15 protein-coding genes are annotated in these 18,875 nt (G+C 66.5%); 3 read left to right on the top strand and 12 right to left on the bottom strand.

Annotated features, from left to right (window positions below; translation table 11 throughout):
* Position 1: 1 nt before the first annotated feature.
* A complete protein-coding gene (locus EO170_RS10015) occupies positions 2-1,405 on the bottom strand; it encodes a nicotinate phosphoribosyltransferase (RefSeq protein WP_126944571.1) in 1,404 nt (467 codons plus the stop codon).
* A 125-nt stretch (positions 1,406-1,530) separates the two neighbouring features.
* A complete protein-coding gene (locus tag EO170_RS10020; protein ID WP_126944574.1) occupies positions 1,531-2,586 on the bottom strand; it encodes a bifunctional nicotinamide-nucleotide adenylyltransferase/Nudix hydroxylase in 1,056 nt (351 codons plus the stop codon).
* Positions 2,587-2,748: 162 nt separating this feature from the next.
* Between EO170_RS10020 and EO170_RS10025 the strand changes: the two genes are divergently transcribed.
* Complete coding sequence (locus EO170_RS10025) at positions 2,749-3,615, top strand: endonuclease/exonuclease/phosphatase family protein (RefSeq protein WP_104583784.1); 867 nt, start codon at positions 2,749-2,751, stop codon at positions 3,613-3,615.
* Between the two features lie 54 nt (positions 3,616-3,669).
* Here EO170_RS10025 and EO170_RS10030 read toward each other — a convergent pair whose 3' ends face one another.
* Positions 3,670-4,554 (bottom strand): LysR substrate-binding domain-containing protein, encoded by an 885-nt coding sequence (locus EO170_RS10030; RefSeq protein ID WP_126944576.1) that lies wholly within the window; start codon positions 4,552-4,554, stop codon positions 3,670-3,672.
* 194 nt (positions 4,555-4,748) lie between these two features.
* On the opposite strand from EO170_RS10030, the gene EO170_RS10035 reads away from it, so the two are divergent.
* The gene (locus EO170_RS10035; RefSeq protein ID WP_126944579.1) at positions 4,749-5,492 is read left to right on the top strand and encodes a sulfite exporter TauE/SafE family protein; all 744 of its coding nucleotides are present in this window, start codon (positions 4,749-4,751) and stop codon (positions 5,490-5,492) included.
* 186 nt (positions 5,493-5,678) lie between these two features.
* On the opposite strand, the gene EO170_RS10040 is transcribed toward EO170_RS10035, so the two are convergent.
* The 5 genes from EO170_RS10040 to EO170_RS10060 all read right to left on the bottom strand — a co-directional run bounded on the left by EO170_RS10040 (position 5,679) and on the right by EO170_RS10060 (position 11,319).
* Positions 5,679-7,838 carry a carboxy terminal-processing peptidase gene (locus EO170_RS10040; protein WP_181116419.1) on the bottom strand — a complete coding sequence of 720 codons (2,160 nt, stop codon included), beginning with the start codon at positions 7,836-7,838 and terminating at the stop codon, positions 5,679-5,681.
* Positions 7,839-8,214: 376 nt separating this feature from the next.
* A complete protein-coding gene (lipA, locus tag EO170_RS10045; RefSeq protein ID WP_104583780.1) occupies positions 8,215-9,228 on the bottom strand; it encodes a lipoyl synthase in 1,014 nt (337 codons plus the stop codon).
* 15 nt (positions 9,229-9,243) lie between these two features.
* Positions 9,244-9,942, bottom strand: coding sequence for a lipoyl(octanoyl) transferase LipB (lipB, locus tag EO170_RS10050; RefSeq protein ID WP_126944581.1), 699 nt, complete (start codon positions 9,940-9,942; stop codon positions 9,244-9,246).
* Positions 9,930-10,208, bottom strand: coding sequence for a YbeD family protein (locus tag EO170_RS10055; RefSeq protein ID WP_104583778.1), 279 nt, complete (start codon positions 10,206-10,208; stop codon positions 9,930-9,932). The genes lipB and EO170_RS10055 overlap by 13 nt, the downstream gene beginning before the upstream one ends.
* A gap of 127 nt (positions 10,209-10,335) precedes the next feature.
* Positions 10,336-11,319 (bottom strand): CsgG/HfaB family protein, encoded by a 984-nt coding sequence (locus EO170_RS10060; protein ID WP_104583777.1) that lies wholly within the window; start codon positions 11,317-11,319, stop codon positions 10,336-10,338.
* A gap of 287 nt (positions 11,320-11,606) precedes the next feature.
* On the opposite strand from EO170_RS10060, the gene EO170_RS10065 reads away from it, so the two are divergent.
* Positions 11,607-12,668 carry a lipid A deacylase LpxR family protein gene (locus EO170_RS10065; protein ID WP_104583776.1) on the top strand — a complete coding sequence of 354 codons (1,062 nt, stop codon included), beginning with the start codon at positions 11,607-11,609 and terminating at the stop codon, positions 12,666-12,668.
* 143 nt (positions 12,669-12,811) lie between these two features.
* Here the strand turns inward: EO170_RS10065 and EO170_RS10070 are convergent, their stop codons facing one another.
* From EO170_RS10070 to EO170_RS10085, 4 genes are all read right to left on the bottom strand, one after another.
* Positions 12,812-14,017 carry a D-alanyl-D-alanine carboxypeptidase family protein gene (locus tag EO170_RS10070; RefSeq protein WP_104583775.1) on the bottom strand — a complete coding sequence of 402 codons (1,206 nt, stop codon included), beginning with the start codon at positions 14,015-14,017 and terminating at the stop codon, positions 12,812-12,814.
* Positions 14,018-14,277: 260 nt separating this feature from the next.
* Complete coding sequence (locus EO170_RS10075) at positions 14,278-15,684, bottom strand: septal ring lytic transglycosylase RlpA family protein (RefSeq protein WP_126944584.1); 1,407 nt, start codon at positions 15,682-15,684, stop codon at positions 14,278-14,280.
* A complete protein-coding gene (mltB, locus tag EO170_RS10080; RefSeq protein WP_126944587.1) occupies positions 15,681-16,820 on the bottom strand; it encodes a lytic murein transglycosylase B in 1,140 nt (379 codons plus the stop codon). The genes EO170_RS10075 and mltB overlap by 4 nt, the downstream gene beginning before the upstream one ends.
* Positions 16,821-17,157: 337 nt before the next feature.
* Positions 17,158-18,558 carry a glycosyl hydrolase family 28 protein gene (locus tag EO170_RS10085; protein WP_126944590.1) on the bottom strand — a complete coding sequence of 467 codons (1,401 nt, stop codon included), beginning with the start codon at positions 18,556-18,558 and terminating at the stop codon, positions 17,158-17,160.
* Positions 18,559-18,875: the final 317 nt, after the last annotated feature.

The following is an 18,875-nucleotide window of genomic DNA, read 5'->3' on the forward strand; positions in this document are numbered from 1 at the left end:
GTCAGCGGCGCGCGGCGTCGGCACGTGCGCGCACCTGTTCCAGGGTCCACTCCTGCTGCATGACGCCGTTTTCCCACACCGTCACCAGCGCATCGTCGCTGTCTGCATGCGTGCCGACGTCGTCCAGCAACGCGCTGCGATAACTGCCATCGCCGCGGTTGCGCAGCAAGGTCAGCCGACCGCGCTTGCTCTGCTTGCCCTTGTCGGTGACCGGGTCCTTGTAGACATCGACCCATTGCCCGTCCACGCGCACGGCCGAGCACTTCAGCGCGAACTTCTGCGTATCGCGATCCACCTTCTGCAACAGCGCACCGCCCATGCCGAAGGCGACGTTGTCTGCGGAGTATCCGGCAGCGGTGATGCGTTCGAGGATCGCGCGCAGCGACTGTGGATTGATGCCATCGCCCTGGATCACCCGCACATGGTTGAGCACCTTGTAGCCCTTGCCGTTGAGCCGATGGCCGAAGGCCTCGTCCAGCAGCACCAGGCAGTGCTCGACCACGTCCACCGGGTCGCCCGAATCCGGGCGGATCACCACCGTCGCACCGGATGCGATCACCTGCTCGCGCAAGGTGGTGCCCCAATGCTCGCGGATCGCGTGGTAGATGTCGTAGCTGTCCGACACCACCGCCACCAGCGAGCCGGGACGCGCGAACTGCGTCAGCATGTTGCGGTACGCATCGGCCTCGCGCTCGCGGCCCCAGCTGGTGATGGTGCTGTGCTCGGCGGCGGGAATCGAATACCCCGCCACCGGCGTGTGGTAGTGCGCACGCGCCAGCAACAACGCCGACAAGGTATCGGTGCCGAGGAAGTTCACCAGATGCGCCGCACCGCCCAGCGCGGCCGAGCCAAGACTGGAGACACCACGCGCGCCGAAGTCATGCAGCTTGAACGGCAACTGCCCTTCCGGATCGTCGCTGGTGCGCTGCAGGTAATCGCGCACGATTTGCTTCACCTGCCAGCTCACCGTTGCCACCGTCACCGGGTACCACACGCGCAACAGCAGTGTTTCCAGATACGACGGCACCCAGAACGCCTTGGGATCGGTGGATTCGATCGTCATCAACACATTGTGCGTGGGCACGACCGCGCCTTCGGGCACGGCGCGGATGCGGATCGGCAGTTGCCCGCCGAGACGATCGACGATGTCGCGCCAGCCGGCTTCGTTGAACGGCTCGCCATGCGCGGCCAGCAAGGCCTTCGCATCGTCGATGTCGGCATGCGTCACCGGCCGGTTGATCGCCTCCTTCAGAATCGACTGCAGGCCGAAGAACACGGTCTGGTCGTAGACGCCACCGCGCGATTCGACATAGAAAAACGCCGCATCGGTGCCAGGTGGATACTGCAGCCAGTGGCTGGCCTTGTAGCTGTCGGTGTTGAGCAGCAGGTTATCGAGGTAATGCATGACGGAAGCTCCTTCGCGTCGGGTGAACCGGCGGTCTGTCCGCCGGCGGGAGGCTACGGTTCGAGCCGATCTCGGATTGCGCGCGGATGCCTTTGGTGGACGACGGCACGCACGCGTTGTCGCCCTCAGCCGCGACCCAGAAAGAATTCGAGGATATGCAGGTGATCTTCGTACAGGCGCGGCCCCATCGCCATCACTTCGGCAAGCGGAATCCAGCGCGCCTTGTCGGCATCGTCGCCCCCGCGCACCACAGGCAACTCGCCGGCCGGAAACTCGAAGTGGAAGGCATGGGTGATGGTGCGCCCGCGCAAGCTGCGCTCGGGGTGATCGAACACCTGGCGCCCACGCAACGACCCCTTGAGCACCGGCACCGGCACTTTCAGCCGGGTTTCCTCGCGCAGTTCGCGCAGGCAGCCGTCCAGCAGGCCTTCGTCCTGGCCGACGAAACCGCCCGGCAACGCCCACAGACCCTTGCCCGGCTCGGCACGTCGACGCACCAGCAGCACGTGGCCCGAATGCACCACCACCGCATCAGTGGTGACGAAGGTCGGCGGATACGGGGCGTCCTTCCACGCGGCGCGATACTGCTCGATGAAGCGGTATTCGGCCACCAGCTGTGCGTAGCTCGGCGAATTGCGCCGGAACGCGTCCAGCATGTCGTACACCGGCGCCGGCACATTGCCACGCAGCATCAGCAGCCCACCGTGGAAGCCGATCTCGCCGGCCTCGAACAGGTAGCGGCGCAATTCGGTGGCCGACAGCGTGGCGGTATGTTGCACGTCTTCCAGCGGCCACTGCGGAAACTCGCGCAGGTAATAGCTGCTGGCGTCCTTGTCCATGCCGATCAGGCCGATGCGTGCATCGAGCGTGCCGCCATCGGCCTGCACGGCCTCGGCAACCTGCCGCTGCACCTCGGCAATCCACAGGCTTTCGTTGTACAGATGGTCGCGCAACGGGCGCAAGATCAGCCGCGGGCTCTCGCCCGGCAACGCGGACTCGATCATCACCGCGCGTTCGGCGACGGTCCACGGATTGCGAATGGTGCGGGGGGTGTCGGCAGAACCGATCAACACGATGAGCTTGTTCGCCTTGCCCAGCGCATGGCGGGCGACGGCGGCGTGGCCGTTATGAAAGGGCTCGAAACGCCCGATGAACACGAGATAGTCGTACTGCGATGCCATGAGAATCCCTCACGGTTGGCTAGGCAGCCAGCGGTCTATCCGCTGGCTTGGTGCAAATGCTACGCCGATGCGCGATAACGTCAAGCCGGCGCGGTGTCGCAATGACATTTCGGTCATGCAGGCCGATTAGACTCGCCGATTGGTCCTTAGGAATCCGCCTGCATGCCACGCCTGTCCTTTCGCGCTATCTCACGTTCCTTGCTCGCCGCACTCGCGCTGCTGTGCATCGCCCTGCCTGCATTGGCCGCACCCGCGCCTGCGCCCTTGCGGGTGATGTCGTTCAACGTGCGCGTGCCGGTGGACACCGACGGTGACAAGCGCTGGGCCGTGCGCCGCACGGCGATGGTGGCATCGATCGAACAAGCGCACCCGGACGTCTTCGGAATGCAGGAACTGGTGCAGGAGCAGGCGCAGTATCTGGCTGCACAGCTGCCTGATTACCGCTGGTTCGGCAAGGGCCGCGACGCCGACGGCAACGGCGAACACATGGGCGTGTTCTACGACAGCCGCACGTTGTCGGTGGTGGAATCGGGCGACTTCTGGCTATCGGAAACGCCACAGGTGCCCGGCAGCCGCAGCTGGAATACCGACCTGCCACGCATGGTGACCTGGGCCCTGTTCGAGCGCCGCAGCGACAAGCGCCGCTTCTATCTGCTCAACACGCACTTCGCCCACCGCGACCAGGACGAGGCCGCCCGCGAGCACAGCGCGCGCGTCATCCTGTCGCGCATCGCGTCGCTGCCGGCCGACATTCCGGTGGTGCTGACCGGTGACTTCAACAGCGATCCCGACCAGGGCACCTACCGCATCCTCACCGCCACGCTTGGCGATGCACGTGCCCGCGTCTCGGCACCGCAAGGCCCGGAAAAAACCTTCCAGGACTTCACCACGCAACCGACCCGACGCATCGACTGGATCCTGTTCCGTGGCCTGACACCAACACGCTTTTCCACGCTGGATACCCGCCCAGGCGGTGTGTTGCCCTCCGACCACTACCCGGTGCTGGCCGAATTCGCCTGGCCGCATTGATCGTGCCGGCGAGGTGACGCTGTCACGATGCCGGCCCGTCTGACGGCACGCAGGTCAATCGCGTTGCAGCCAATCGACCAGCGCTTGCGGCATGGTCGATGGCGCGGGCCCGTGACGCAGCACGATCGATAGTTGCCGAGGTGCCCAGGCTTCATCTAGGGGCACCGTCACCAGCCGATCGCGCACGCATGAGCGTTGCACTGCGGCGTGCGGAAGAATCGCCACACCCATGCCTTGTGCGAGCATGCGGCACAACGCATCGATGCCTTGCACCTTTGCACGGGTGCGCAACTGCACGCCGGCGCGGTTCACGTGTACGCGCAGGTGCCGCTGCAGGGCGCTGTCGCCGGCCAGGCCCAGCGTGTCCATTCCGGCGAGTTCGTTCAATCGCAGCGTCGAGGCGCCAGCCAGTGGATGCGTGGCAGCCATCACCAGCACCAGCCGATCCTCACGGAACGGCAGCACCTGCAGGCCACTGACATCGGCATGGCCTGCGACCACGGCGATGTCGGCGCGTTCCTCGCGCACCGCATCGGCGGCTTCGTCGCTGCCCTGCTCGGTCAACGCCAGATCCAACTGCGGGTGTGCGATGAGAAAATCCGCCAGCCGTTCGGGCAGCCATGCCGACAGCGCCGCGGTATTGGCCGCCAGCCGCAGCGTCACCTGCCCGCCGCCACCGTAGCCGCCCAGCTCCAGCTGCAACGCCTCGGTCTGCCGCTGCAACTGCCGTGCGTGCCGCAGCAACACACCGCCGGCCGGGGTCAGGCTGACACCGCGGCGCCCGCGTTCCAGCAGGACGGCGCCCACTTGCAGCTCCAGCGCACGAATCCGCGCGCTGGCAGCCGCCAACGACAACGCCGCCCGTTGCGCGCCGGCAGTGATGCTGCCTGCCTCGACCACCGCGATGAACAAGCGTAGATCGACAAATTCCAGATGCATGAGCGCTCCACAGGCACGTGTACGTCAATCGATGTGCACCGGCCGCCGACAAGGCAGGCCAGCCAAGCAGCCACCTAGCTGGCCATGGATCCTTCCACGCCCCGCGTCCCGTGCCTCAGCCTTCGGCTGTACCGAAGCCTGCATCAAACAATCCCGCATTGCCCGCGGCGGAACAAGCCCGGATCCTTGCCTGCATGGAGACCTTGCACACCCATTGGTATCTGATCGCAGGTATTTTCTTGCTGGCTGGCTGGGTCAAGGGCGTGGCCGGAATGGGCTTGCCGACCGTGGCAATGGGGCTGCTGGGCCTATGGCTGACACCTGCCGAGGCAGCGACGTTACTGGCGCTGCCTTCGCTGGTGACGAATGTGCAGCAAGCCTGGGGACCAGACACGCTCGCCCTGTTGCGACGCCTGTGGCCCTTGCTGGCAACCGTGACGCTCGGCACCTGGCTGAGCGCAGGAGTGATGACAGGCACCGATCCCACTTTGGTCCGCACCGGGTTGGGCGTGCTGCTGGCGCTGTATGCCCTGCTTGGGCTGGCCCGCCGCCAGTGGACGCTGCAGGCGCGTCACGAACCCTGGGCCGGACCAGTGGCCGGGCTGGTCACCGGCCTGTTGAGTGGCGCCACCGGCGTGTTCGTGCTGCCATCACTGCCTTACCTCACCGCATTGCAGCTCCCGCGCGAGTCGTTGATCCGGTCCCTGGGCTGGTGTTTCGGCGTTGCGACGCTGGCGCTGGCCATCGCCCTGGCCTGGCACGGCGCGCTACCGGGTGTGGCGATCGCTCCATCGCTGTGGGCGCTGCTGCCCACCGCCACCGGCATGTGGCTGGGTGCCTGGGTACGCCATCGCATTTCCGCCGAGACGTTCCGGCGCTTCTTTTTCACCACGCTGCTGGTGCTGGGCCTGCAAGGCATCTGGCAGGCACTGGCGTAAGGTCAGGTCGGACGCAATGCGCACTGCAAGGCATACCGGCACGGCAGCCGGCTGGTCGATCGGCAATCACACCCGCTCGCGCCGGCAAGACCGATATGCAGGGTCGGCCAACAAAAACGCCACCGCAGTGCGGTGGCGTTTTTTATTCCTTCAACCCGATGGAGTCGCCGGGTGCTCGGCAGACGATCAGTCGGCCCAACGTCCCGGTGCGGTCGACTGCGGCAGCACCTGCGCCGACAGCGGCTGGTCCTGCGACAGCAGGCCCAGCGCATCGGCCAGGATGGCAGCCGATTCGTGCAGCAACGGGTCCGGGCGTTTTTCCGCGGCCTTTTCGCGTGCGGTGTCCTTGACGATATCGCGCTCGTTGCCGGTCAGGCCGTCGTCGCTGTCTTCGGCAAGCGGATCCAGCGGCAGGCCCAGCTGCTTGCGCAACTGCTGGCGGTCCTTGCGCTGCTGATCCTGCTTCTGACGCTCGGCAACGCGCTCGGCCTCGTTCAACGAAATGTACTTTTTGGCCTTCTCATCGCGGAACTGCTTGACGTCCTCTTCCCACCACTGGAACTCCTTGTCGGTGGCGATACGCGCGGTGTGCAGGACCTGCAACTTGGGCAGCAGCGGCGCGAAGTTGCCGTACTGGGTATGCGGCGCGGCGGCAATGCGCGTCCACGGCAGCGCATTATCGTAGGTGCTCTCGCCGAACTCGGTGGCATCTACACTGGCCGGGAATGCGATGTCCGGCACCACGCCCTTGTGCTGGGTACTGGAGCCGCTGACGCGGAAGAACTGCGCAATCGTCAGCTTGACCTGCCCATAGCGCTGGCCTTCGGCAGCCGGCCAGCGGTCCAGGTCGACGATGTTCTGCACCGTGCCCTTGCCGAAGCTGGTTTCACCGATCACCAGACCGCGACCATAATCCTGGATGGCGCCGGCAAAGATCTCCGACGCCGACGCCGAGCCGCGATTGATCAACACGCCCAGCGGACCATCCCAAGCGACCTTGGGATTGCTGTCGCCATTGACGGTGACGCGGCCGCCGGATTCGCGCACCTGCACCACCGGACCCTGCTCGATGAACAGGCCGGTGAGCTCGATCGCTTCGTCCAGCGAACCGCCGCCGTTGTTGCGCAGGTCCAGCACCACGCCGTCGACCTTGTCGGCCTTGAAGCCGGCCAGCAGCTTGGCGACGTCGCGCGTTGCCGAGGCATAGTCGGTCGCGTTGCGCCGGCGGCCCTCGAAATCCTGATAGAAGCCCGGCAACTTGATGATGCCGATGCGACGCTCCGGCTCGCTGCCCTTGGCCGGCAGGGTGATGGTCTCGCCCTTGGCGGCCTGTTCGGCCAGGCGCACCTTCTGCCGGGTCAGCGTCACCGTGCGGTGCTTGCCGTCGATGCCCGACTCGGCCGGGATGTACTCCAGGCGCACCTGGGTGTCCTTGCTGCCGCGGATCTTGGCCACCACATCGTCGATGCGCCAGCCGATCACATCCTCGATCGCGCCGTTCTTGGCCTGGCCCACGCCGACGATGCGATCGCCCGGCTTGAGCGTGCCATCCACCGCCGCCGGACCACCCGGGATCACCTCGCGGATCACCACCATGTCGTCCTGCTTCTGCAGCTGCGCGCCGATGCCTTCCAGCGACAGCGACATCTGCTGATTGAAGTTTTCGGCCGTGCGCGGGGTGAAGTAGTCGGTGTGCGGATCGACCGCATTGGTGTAGGCGTTGAGGAAGAACTGGAACACGTCCTCGGCCTTCAACTCGTTGACCGAATCGGCCAGCGCGGCATAGCGCTTGTCCAGCGTCTTGCGGATGTCCTCAGGCTTCTTGCCGGCCAGCTTCAGGCGCAGCCAGTCGTTCATCACCGACTGGCGCCACAGCACGTCCAGCTGCTTGTCGTCCGCGGCCCACGGCACGTCCTTGCGGTCGTACTCGAACTTGTCGCTGCCGGTGAAATCGAAGTCCTGCTTGAGCAGGTCGCGCGCGTACTTGACGCGCTGATCCACACGCTTCTTGTAGACCGAAAACACCTGGAACGCCGGATCCAGCTTGCCGCCGCGCAGCGCATCGCCTACGCCCGCTTCCAGCGGCGCGAAGCCGGTGATGTCGGTCTGGGTGAAGAACTGTTTGCTGCCGTCCAGGGTTTCCAGATAACGCTTGAACACGTCCTTGGTCATCGCCTCGTCCAGTGTGCGCGGACGGTAGGCGTAACGGCTATCGGAGAGCAGGCCATAGACCAGCTTGGTCGCGGTGGCCTGGTCGGGCGTGGCTGCGGCCGGCAACGCCGTATCGGCGCGTGCGAGCAATGCCATCGGGGTGGTCAACACCAGCGCCAGCAGGCCGGCCTTCATGGACGCAGAAACGTTGTAGGTCATCGAATGGCTCTCGGCACAGGGCCGACGAAAGAAAGGCGGTGAACGGATCGGACAGCATGACAGTGCCGAAAGTTGCTGGCGTTGTCATCCGCTGGCTGAATCAGCCTAGCGCCGGGCCTGTAGCGGATTGTGAACGCGACCGTACCCTGCAGGCCAGAACGCAAAGACCGGATACGACAAGACCCCGCAAGAGGCGGGGTCTCGTGGGTCGCTCGGCATCGAAATCGTTACAACCGCTCGCACGCAGTTGCCACGTGGGATGCGCCCGGCCAGCACGGAGCTGCGGTGCCAGACGGTACATCCGCCCAGGCAGGCGACCGCAGCCGCCTGAGCACGGGGGCGATCGCCTGCCTTAAGCAGCCACGCCGGCGCCGGCCGCCTGCCGGTCGGCGTGGTACGACGAGCGCACCATCGGTCCGGAGGCGACGTGGCTGAAGCCCAGCGCATTGCCGTACTCCTCCAGCGCCTTGTATTCCTCCGGCGTCCAGTAGCGCATCACCGGATGGTGGTGCGGCGTCGGCTGCAGGTACTGGCCGATGGTGATCATGTCCACATCGTGCGCGCGCAGGTCGCGCAAGGTGGCCTGCACCTGCTCCATCGTCTCGCCCAGGCCGAGCATGATGCCGGACTTGGTGGCGATGGACGGATGCTGCGCCTTGAAGCGCTGCAGCAGGGTCAGCGACCACTGGTAGTCAGCACCGGGACGCACGTTCGGATACAGGTCCGGCACGGTTTCGATGTTGTGGTTGAACACGTCCGGCGGGCTGAGCGCCAGGATCTCCAGCGCGCGGTCCATGCGGCCCTTGCCGCGGAAGTCCGGGGTCAGGATCTCGATGCGGGTCTTGGGTGAACTGACCCGGATGGCCGCAATGCAGTCGACGAAATGCTGGGCACCGCCGTCGCGCAGATCGTCGCGGTCCACGCTGGTCACCACCACGTACTTCAGGCCCATGTCGGCCACGGTGGTGGCCAGGCTGGCCGGCTCGTTCGCATCCGGCGGCTTGGGCCGACCGTGCGCCACATCGCAGAACGAGCAGCGCCGCGTGCACACCTCGCCCAGGATCATGAAGGTCGCGGTGCCGTGGCTGAAGCACTCGTGGATGTTCGGGCAGCTGGCTTCCTCGCAGACCGTGACCAGGCGGTTTTCGCGCAGCTTGGCCTTGAGGTTCTGCACTGCATTGCCGGACGGAATCCGCACGCGGATCCACGACGGCTTGCGCAGCACCGGCGCATCGACGAACTGCACCGGCGAGCGATTGATCTTGTCGCCACCGATCTGCTTGACGCCGGTCTGCAACGGCGCAGGTGCGGCGGAGTCGCCGGAGACGACCTGCAAGGGGATGGAACGGGCGATAGGCTGGGTCATGGCAATAACGGGCGCTCAGGCCGGAAGCGAAAGGTCGGGCAACGCGGACGCGGGCTGCAGGACGAGACCGAACTGGCGCGCCAGCTGATCGAGCAGCACCGCCTTGACGGCGTCCATCCCGGAGGGGCCGCCCAAGTCTAGCACCGAGGTCACCTGCAGGCCCTGGTAGCCGCAGGGATTGATGCGGTGGAACGGCTCCAGGTCCATCGCCACGTTGAACGACAGGCCGTGGAAGGTGCAGCCGCGCCGCACCCGGATGCCGAGCGCGGCAATCTTGGCCCCGCCCACGTACACGCCCGGCGCGCCGTCGCGGCGCTCGGCGACGATGTTCCACTCTTCCAGCGTGTCGATCAGCGCCTGCTCGATCTTGCACACGTAATCGCGTACGCCGATCTTGAGCCGGCGCAGATCCAGCAGCGGATAGACCACCAGCTGGCCCGGGCCGTGGTAGGTCACCTGGCCACCACGATCGACCTGCAGCACCGGAATCTCGCCCGGCGCCAGCACATGCTCCGGCTTGCCCGCCTGGCCCAGCGTAAACACCGGCGCATGTTCGACCACCCACACCTCGTCGGCCGTGGCGTCATCACGCGCATCGGTGAACCGCTGCATCGCGCGCCACACCGGCGCGTACTCCTGTCGACCGAGATCGCGCCACTGCGCCGGCAGGGCGGGGACCGGGCCCGCCAGCGTCTGCACCGCTACAGCGTCCACTTCACTTCCGGATGGTCGCGCAGCGCCTGGTGCGCAGCGTCGAACTGGGCGCGGCTTTCGGCGCGGAAGCCGATCTTGACCGAGACATACTTGCCGCTGGACGAATGCTTCCAGCTGATGCTTTCCTCCAGCAGCTCCACGCCGGTGGCGGCGAGCAGGCGCGGAAGTTCGCTTTCCAGCCCGCGCTCGGCCGCGCCCATGGCGCTGAGCTCGAAGGTGCCGGGAAACTGGAAGCCGTGATCGGGGTTGTCGGTGCTGATTTCCATCCGCCCATTATCGGGACGATGGCGGACAAACCCAAGCCCGCAGTACGTGGGAAAGAACAACGGGGCCACCGGGGCCCCGTTGTTTCACGCCAGACGCGTCACGCCCGGCATGGATGGCGCTAATTGCTTATTTGGACAGTTCCAGCATGGCCGACGAGACCCAGCCGCGATTGCCCATTTCGTCTTCGACTTCCCACATGACGCCCTCCTTGGTGCCGGTCGGGTACAGCATCATGCCCGGCTCCAGCGTGCGCACGGCTGCGCCAGTGCCCTTGGCATTGCCCAACAGACGTCCCGCACGGGTCACGGTCACAGCCTGCTGCACATTGGACGCAGCCGCGTTGCCGGACAGACCGCCGAGCTGGGTGACGACGTCGGTGTAAGCCTGCAGATAGGCCAGGGTGATCACCTGGCCGATCTCGGTGTTGGCATAACCGCCGGCACCGGCCGCGCCGTAGTCGCCGCCGGTGAAGACGTTGCCACGCGCGCCCCAGCCCAGGTCGGTCTTCTTGGCGTTGCCTTCGGCCATGGCGACCTGTTCGGAGGAGCGCACATCGGTGATGGTCAGCACCACGTCAGCGGTCTTCTTGTTGAGGTTCAGGCCACCGACCAGGTTGCCGGCATTGCCACCCACCAAGCCGCCCAGCATGCCGGCAATGGCACTGCCGCCGGCATTGTGGTTCTGCGAAATGAGGTCCGGCGTCATCACATAATCGGCTGCGCGGATCTGGCCCTTGCCCACGTTGGAACGTGCGCGCAGATCGCCGTTTGCCGCCATATCGCGCTCGCGCTGCGATGCCGCCATGCCCGCGCCACGGTCCACCAGGGTGAAGCAGCGCGAACGGTTGACGAAGACCTTGATCAACTTGGATGGCGCCGGCAATTGCTGACCGGACCACCAGTTGACTGCGTCCTCAGGCTCGATCACCGACAGGCTGCCCAGCGGCTTGGCACACACCGGGATCTGCGCGACGGCATCCTTGCGCTGATCCTGTGCGGAGCCCTTGAAGGCATCCTTCAGTCCGGCCAGGGCCGGCGCGCTGACGCTGGCCAGTGCAATGCCAACCACGCCGGACAACAGCGCTGCGCTCACAGAAATCGTCTTGCTCATATTGTTCCCCTGACACCTGCGCTGCCGTCGGCAAACGCGATCCGTTGTGATGAAACGGCCTGAAAAGGCCGCCGTTCCTTGGGGCTGGTTTCCCCGGGGGCGGATCATATGCTATTCGCGCGAGCTTTTCATGGCCGTCATACCGCAAATGGAACGGACTGGTGTTCCAGACTCCGCCGCTGCATCCAGGCGGCTCGGGCATGATCCCTCCTGCACATTCACGCGGCGCAGCCGTGGCCGCAGGCACCTTTGCCCCACATCGTCCTTCCTACCTTCCCAGGCCCTCCATGCTTCGACCGCGCGCGTTGACCGCTGCCCTGCTGCTTTCTCTTTCCGGGCTGTCGATGCCGGCCCTGGCCGCCGACCAGTGCGACTCCAGCAGGATGAGCCGGACTCCGCCGGCGGTGAACTTCCGGGTCGACAATGACCTGTTCGGTGGGGAGGACCAGGATCAGGGCTACTCCAATGGTGCGGTACTGACGCTGGTCTCGCCCAACCTGGTCGACTACACCGACGACCCCTGCCTGCCGCGCACCGCGCGCTGGGTCAACGGCTACCTGGAGCGCCTGCATCCAGGCGAGTTCGAGCAGCAGAACATGGTGTTCTCGATCGGGCAGGCGATTTTCACCCCCACCGATCCCACCCGCCGCGATGTGATCCCCGACGATCGCCCGTATGCGGGCATCCTGCTGGCGAGCTTCGGCTACAACGCGCGCAACGATGCGCAGCTGCGCACCACCCAGCTGCAGATCGGCGTGGTCGGCCCATGGGCATTTGCGCAGGAAGCGCAGGACGCCATCCACGACATCCTGGGCGACGAGAAGTTTCAGGGCTGGGACAACCAGCTGCACAACGAGCCGCTGATCAACCTGGTCCACGAGCGCATGCGCCGTTGGCCGGGCGATGCGGCGGTCAATGCGGACGGCTTCGGCTGGGACTTCATTTCGCATTGGGGCGGCTCGGTCGGCAACATGGCCACGCATCTGAATGCCGGTGGCGAGGCGCGCTTCGGCTGGAAACTGCCGGACGACTTCGGCAGCACCCCGACCCGCCCGGCCGGCGAGAACACCGCCCCCAGCCGGCTCGGGCGCGCCAGCGGCTGGTCGGGCCATCTGTTCGTGACCACCGATGCGCGCTGGGTGTTGCGCGACATCACCCTGGACGGCAACACCTTCCGCAACAGCCACAGCGTGGACAAGCGCGCGTTCGTGGGCGATGTCGGCTACGGCCTGGCGGTGATGTACGGCCGCTGGAAGTTCGCCATCGCCCGCTACCACCGCACCCGCGAATTCGACACCCAGCGCGAAACGCCGGTGTATGGCAGTTTCACGATCAGTCGGATGCTTTGAGGCTGGGATTGGGGATTAGCAAGAGCGGGCTGCTGGTGCTTTGCTTCTGCTCTCGCTCTCGCTCTCGCTCTCGCCAATCCCGAATGCCCAATCCCCAATCCCCGCAAAGAAAAAAGCCGGCTTTCGCCGGCTTTTTCTTTGGATCATTCCGATTCCCACCACATCCAGAACGCATCCCAGAGGCGCTTGAAGAATCCGCCTTCTTCCACGGCATTGATGGCGACCAGCGGGGCCTGGGCGATGATCTTGCCGTCCAGGCTGACCTTGACGGTGCCGATCTGCTGGCCCTGCTTGATCGGGGCCTGCAGGTTCTTGGCCACTTCCATGCTGGGCTTGAGGTCGTTGTAGCGGCCGCGTTGCAGGCTGACCAGCAGCGGCTGGGCCACGCCGAGCTGCACTTCGTCCTGCTCGCCCTTCCAGACCTTCTGCTTGGTCACGACCTTGCCGGGCGCGTACAGGCTGTGGGTTTCGAAGAAGCGGAAGCCCCAGTTGAGCAGGGCCAGGCTGTCGTCGGCACGCTGGCGCTCGGACGAATCGCCCATCACCACCGCCACCAGGCGCTGGTCGCCGCGCTTGGCCGAGCTCAGCAGGCAGTAGCCGGCCTCGGAAGTGTGGCCGGTCTTGATGCCGTCCACCGCCGGGTCGCGCCACAACAGCAGGTTGCGGTTGTTCTGCTTGATGCTGCCGACCTGGAATTCCTTGATCTTGTTGTAGGCGTAGGTCTCCGGGTAGTCGCGCACCATCGCACGGCCCAGCATGGCCAGGTCGTAGGCGGTGGAATGGTGGCCTTCGGCGCTGAGGCCGTGCGCGTTGACGAAGTAGGAGTCCTTCATGCCGATCTTGGCGGCGTAGCTGTTCATCAGCGAGGCGAAGGCCTCTTCGCTGCCGGCCACATGCTCGGCCAATGCGATCGCGGCATCGTTGCCGGACTGGATCGCCATGCCCTTTTCCATGTCTTCCAGACGCGCGGTCTGGTTGACCGGGAAACCGCTGTAGCTGCCGTCGGTGCCGGCGCCGCCCTCGCGCCAGGCGCGCTCGCTCATCATGACCTGGTCGTCGCGCTTGACCTTGCCGTTCTTGATTTCGGCAGCGACCACGTAGGACGTCATCACCTTGGTGATGCTGGCCGGCGCCAGCTGCTGGTGGATGTTTTCACCGGCCAGCACCTGCCCGGTGGCGTAATCCATCAGGATCCACGACTTGGACACGGCCGGAGCGGGTGCGGGCGGAACCGGGACGGCGGCCGGCGCAGCGGCAACGGCAGGCGTCGGCTGCGGCGCAGGCGTCTGGGCGCAGACCAGGCCAAAGGCGAACGTGGCCACCGCAGCGGCGGCGAAGCGGAATTTCATTGAAGAACGACTCCTGACGGGCCCGAAGGCTGGGTAATGCGAAATTGTAAGGCGCCGCGGCGATCAGGGCGACGCGCCAGCGGCCGCGCGCGCCTGCGCAGTTCAGCGATGGCGGCAGGTGGCGTGCCGAACGTGGCTGACGCACTGGGCGATCGAGCAAGCTGCATGGGGGCGCGTCGTGATCGCGGCTGCCCGACGATACCTTTCGAGAGTGGGCGCCGGCCTACCCGCCGACGCCCTGGCTGCCGGATCGATCGTAGCTAGTTGGCAACGATCTGCGGGCGCCCGAAGCCCAGGCCGGCGATACGCTGCGCGATTTCCGAGGCATTGGCGTGGTCACGCGCGTTGACGCGCAGCCGCCACAAGGTGCGACCGCCGCTGACGATGTCGCTGACGCTGGCGCCGGCGATGCCGGCCGAGGCGAGCTGCGACAGCGCGCGGTTGGCGTTTTCGCGGCTGGCGAAACTGGCCACCTGCAGCAGGATGTCGCCCAATGCCGCCTCGGCCACGCTCGGCGCCTTGGCTGGCGCCGGCTCGCTCCTGAGCGGACGCGCCGGGGCGCTGTCGGCGGGCTTGATCGCCGCGACCGCGACCGGGGCGGCCGCCACCGGGACGGACGAGGCCGGCCGCGGCGCGGCGGCAGACGGCTTGCCGGTGGCCACGCGCACGCCCTGCGCCTTCATCCAGGCATCGAAATTGTCGGCATTGCCGGGCTGGCGCGAGTCGGCCACGCGGTAGCGCCAACGCTCGCCCGCGGGAACCGCAGCAGTCCCGGCACTGCTTGCCACTGCGGCGGCGACCGGAGCGGCGGCGCTGGCGGCCCCTGCGCGCGGGGCGGCGGACGGCACTGTGCGGGTAGGCAGACGCTGCACCAGGCCATCGATCTGGCTGGCGCTGGCGGCCGGCCGTGCGGCGGCCACCGCGGTGCTGACCGGTGCGCTGCCGCTGCGGCGCTTGGCCAGCAGATTGCCGTTGTCGGCTTCGGTCAGGCCACGCACCTCGACGTTGCCGGTGCCCTTGCCGGTGATGCCCAGCTTGACCGCGGCGGCGTAGCTCAGATCGATCACGCGCCCGTCGTGGAAGGGGCCGCGGTCGTTGACGCGCACCACCACCGAATCGCCGGTGTCGGTATTGGTCACCAACGCAAAGCTGGGCAGCGGCAAGGTCTTGTGCGCGGCGGTGAAGGCGTACATGTCGTAGACCTCCTTGTTGGAGGTCAGCCGGCCGTGGAACTTGCTGCCGTAATACGAGGCGGTCCCGCGTTCGACATAGTCGCCGGGGCTGTCCATCACCACGTAGCGCTTGCCCAGCACCTCATACGGCGAGCGGTTGCCCACCGCCGAGCGCGGCTCGTTGGTGACCAGCGGTTCGGGGATGCAGGCCACGTTGGGCACATGGTCCGGCGTGGTGTCCTTGACGCCGGGCTTGTACAGGCCGCCGGCGGTGTAGTCGCCGCGCGTGGACGGGTCTTCCTTGGCGGCCGCGTACGGCGAGGTCGAGGGGCAACCGGTGGCGACATACGCCGGCCCCTTGCCGTCGACCTTGACGCCCTTGATGGCGCCGCTTCCGCCGGTGCCGGCGCTCTTCTTCGGTGCACTGCTACAGGCCGCCAGGCCGAGCATCAGCGCCATCGGGATCAGCCACTTGGGGCCTGTCGTGCTGTTCATGCCGGGGGTAACTCCTTGCCGGCGATGGCCTCGGACAGCTGGAACACGGCCATCGCGTACATCTTGGAAATGTTGTAACGGGTGATCGCGTAGAAATTCTGGAAGCCCAGCCAGTACTGCTTGCCGTTGGCATCGTCCAGGGTGATCGGAGTGGCGGTAGTGCCGGCCACCACCGGCGCATCGGGGTGGTAGCCGCGCGCGGACAGATCGGCCAGCGTGTGCACCGGCGACCAGTCGGTGGGATTGAATTCCTCGTGGCCTGCGGCCAGCGTGGCCGGCACCGCGACCTGGCCACCGCGCACCCAACCGCCCTTCTTGACGAAGTAGTTGGCCACCGAGGCGAACACGTCGTTGTGGTCGGTGAACAGGTTGCGCTTGCCGTCGGCATCGCCATCGACGGCGAACTGGCGGTAGCTGGACGGCATGAACTGGCCCATGCCCATCGCGCCGGCATAGCTGCCGATCAGCGTGGTGACATCGAGCTGCTCTTCCTTGCCGAGCGCGAACAGCTGGCCGAGTTCATCGCGGAAGAACAGCTCCCGACGCACTTCGCGTTCGAGCTTGGCCGGGTCGCCGCTGCGCGGGTAGCGGAAGGCCAGCGTGTACAGCGCGTCCAGCACGCGGTACTTGCCGGCATTGCTGCCGTAACTGGTTTCCACCCCGATGATGGCCACGATCACCTGCGCCGGCACGCCGGTGGCTGCTTCGACCTTGCTCAGCTCTGCACGATGTTCGGCCAGGAACTTGCGGCCGCCATCGATGCGCGCCTGGGTGATGAACATCGGGCGGTATTCGTTCCACGGCTTGACCCGCTCGGCCGGGCGCGACATCGCGGTGACGATGGCGTCCTTGAACTGCGCCTGCGCCAGCACCGCTTCGATCTGTGCGGCGTCGATGCCGTACTTGGCAGCGGTGTCGCGCACGAAGTTGGCACGGGCGATCTCGAACGGCACCGGGGTCAGGTCCACGGGCGGCAGCGCGGGCGCTTCGGCAGCCGCACTGACGGGCGCGACCGGGGTGCTCGGTGGCTTGGCCGGGGGCGCGCTGGCGGCCGGCGGCGGGGTCGGAGGGCTGGGCTGGGTCGCGCAGGCGACAAGGCCGAGGGTGAGCAGGCAGGTCAGAGTGCGTCGAATCATCGGCCGAGGGTAACAGAGAACAGATGAACTTCTGGCAATAAGGCCATGAAAGGAAAGAGCTTTGAGTGGCGGGGATTGGGGATTCGGGATTCGGGATTGGGGATTGGCCGGTGCCGCGCGGAATGGGGAATGGGGAATGGTGTGGCGTGCGGGGTGTTGCTCGTGTGCCGCCCGAGTTTGTCAGGCGAACCTCGTTAGGTGCCGAGGAAGCATCGCGCTCGGCGCCGTGCCGTGGGGCCTGCTTTGGTTTCTTCACCTGGCGGCCTGATCGGTCGCCGTTGATCCCTTCGCTGTCGCTGCGGCCGTCAGGCGCGGCCGGGTGGCCGCGCCTGGTTGATTACAGGGCCGGGAAGCGCGGCGCAGTCGAGCAGGTGGGCACGCTGCCGCCGAGTTGCACGCTGGGCGTGGTGACGTTGCTGCCGGTCGGGGTGAGCGCGCTGTTGCTGAGCCCGATCCGCGCGTCGCTGGCGGTGACCGCGGTATTGCCGGTGGCCACGTTGGCCAGTGTCAGGTCCAGCGGCGTCTGCGCATCGAAACCTCTCAGGATCCAGCCCTTGCCCTTGAGGCCGGCATCGCCGGTGGTGCGCAGGCCGTTGACGACGATGTCGCTGAAGCTGGGCTTGGTGCCGCTGCCGCCGGTCGCATAGAACGGGTTGATCACCAGCGGGCTGGTCACCCCGTACAGGCAGGTATTGCGATAGGTCACCAGGCTGACCGGGCCGCCCTTGGCCAGGCTGGTCTTGATGCGCAGCCCGGTGTTGTCGGTGCTGCGATTGCCGGCATCGTCGCTGGCCGTGATGGCGTTGTTGTCGACCAGCACGTTGTTGACCCCGGACATCACCTCGCTGCCGATCGAGATGCCGTGGGTGCCGTAGCAGCGGTTGTCGCGCACGCTGATGTTGCCGGACCTGGACGCAATGGTCTTGATCGCCACGCAGTCGTCGCCGCCCATCACATCGTTGTCGACCAGGCTGGCGTTGAGCACGCTGTCCAGGTCCAGGCCGTCGGTGTTGGGGCTGGTGGCCGGCGATTTCACCCGCACGCCCCAGATGGTCAGGCCATCGACGATGTGCGCGAAGAAATGAAAGTACGCCGCGTTGATCAGATTGACGTGGTAGAGGGTGAACGTGGTGGAGTTCTGCACCTTGATCAGGTCCGGGCTGTTCTGCACCTGGCCGGCAGTCTTGGCGTTTTCGCCGAATTGCCACCAGGTGGTGGTCCTGCCGAGCATGGGCAGGTCGCCACGCCCATCGATCGTGCCCTGCCGCCCGCCTGTGCGTACGCCCATCACGCCGGACCTGGCGCCCTTGATGCCGATCAGCGGCAGGCAGCCACCGCTCTTGGCGCCCGCAACGCCGCAACCGCTGCCGTAATCGGCCGGATTGCGCGAGCCGTACAGGGTCACGCCCTGATCGACGACCAGGGTGACGCCGGTGGGAATCGTCAGCGGGCCGCTGAGAAACGCGTCGCCGGTGCCGGCCTTGAGCAGCACGCTGCCGTTCCTGCCGGTGCAGGCCGTCAACGCGGCCTGGATGGTCTTGGTATCGGGCGCCGCGCTTTCCAGCGCGGCATCGAACAGGCGCCCGCTCGGCGTGTGGCTGGCGCTCACCGCCTGGCAGGTGGCAGGAATCGCCGGCTCGGACACGGCGCGCGCATCGCCGCTGGCAAGGGTGATGGCGCCGGCGTGTGCAGCGAACGTCAGACAGACACCGCCGAGGGCGGCGCTTAGCAATTTCATGGAAGAGGTCACCGGAAAGAGGAATGGTGCGCGCCTGCAGCTGCAACGCGACGCTGCCGCGTGCAGACAGCGGCGCATCGGACTCTACGGCGCAACGCCCCCACCCACAGAAGGCGAGCGAACCCGGTGCCGCACGCGCGAAGCGGCCCTGCGTCGGCGTGTCGTCATTGCAACGCAGCGCGCACAACCGCACGCGTCCTGCGCAGTGTCAGCGGCGTGTCATGCGCCTGTCGCACGCGGCGTGGTGCACCTGGTCAGCCATGATTCGTTCTGGCGAGGCGGGTACGCCTGCCACCGTGGGCTGCAGCACGCGCCGG

This window comes from Xanthomonas sp. BRIP62409 (assembly GCF_003992965.1).
GTDB lineage: Bacteria > Pseudomonadota > Gammaproteobacteria > Xanthomonadales > Xanthomonadaceae > Xanthomonas > Xanthomonas euroxanthea.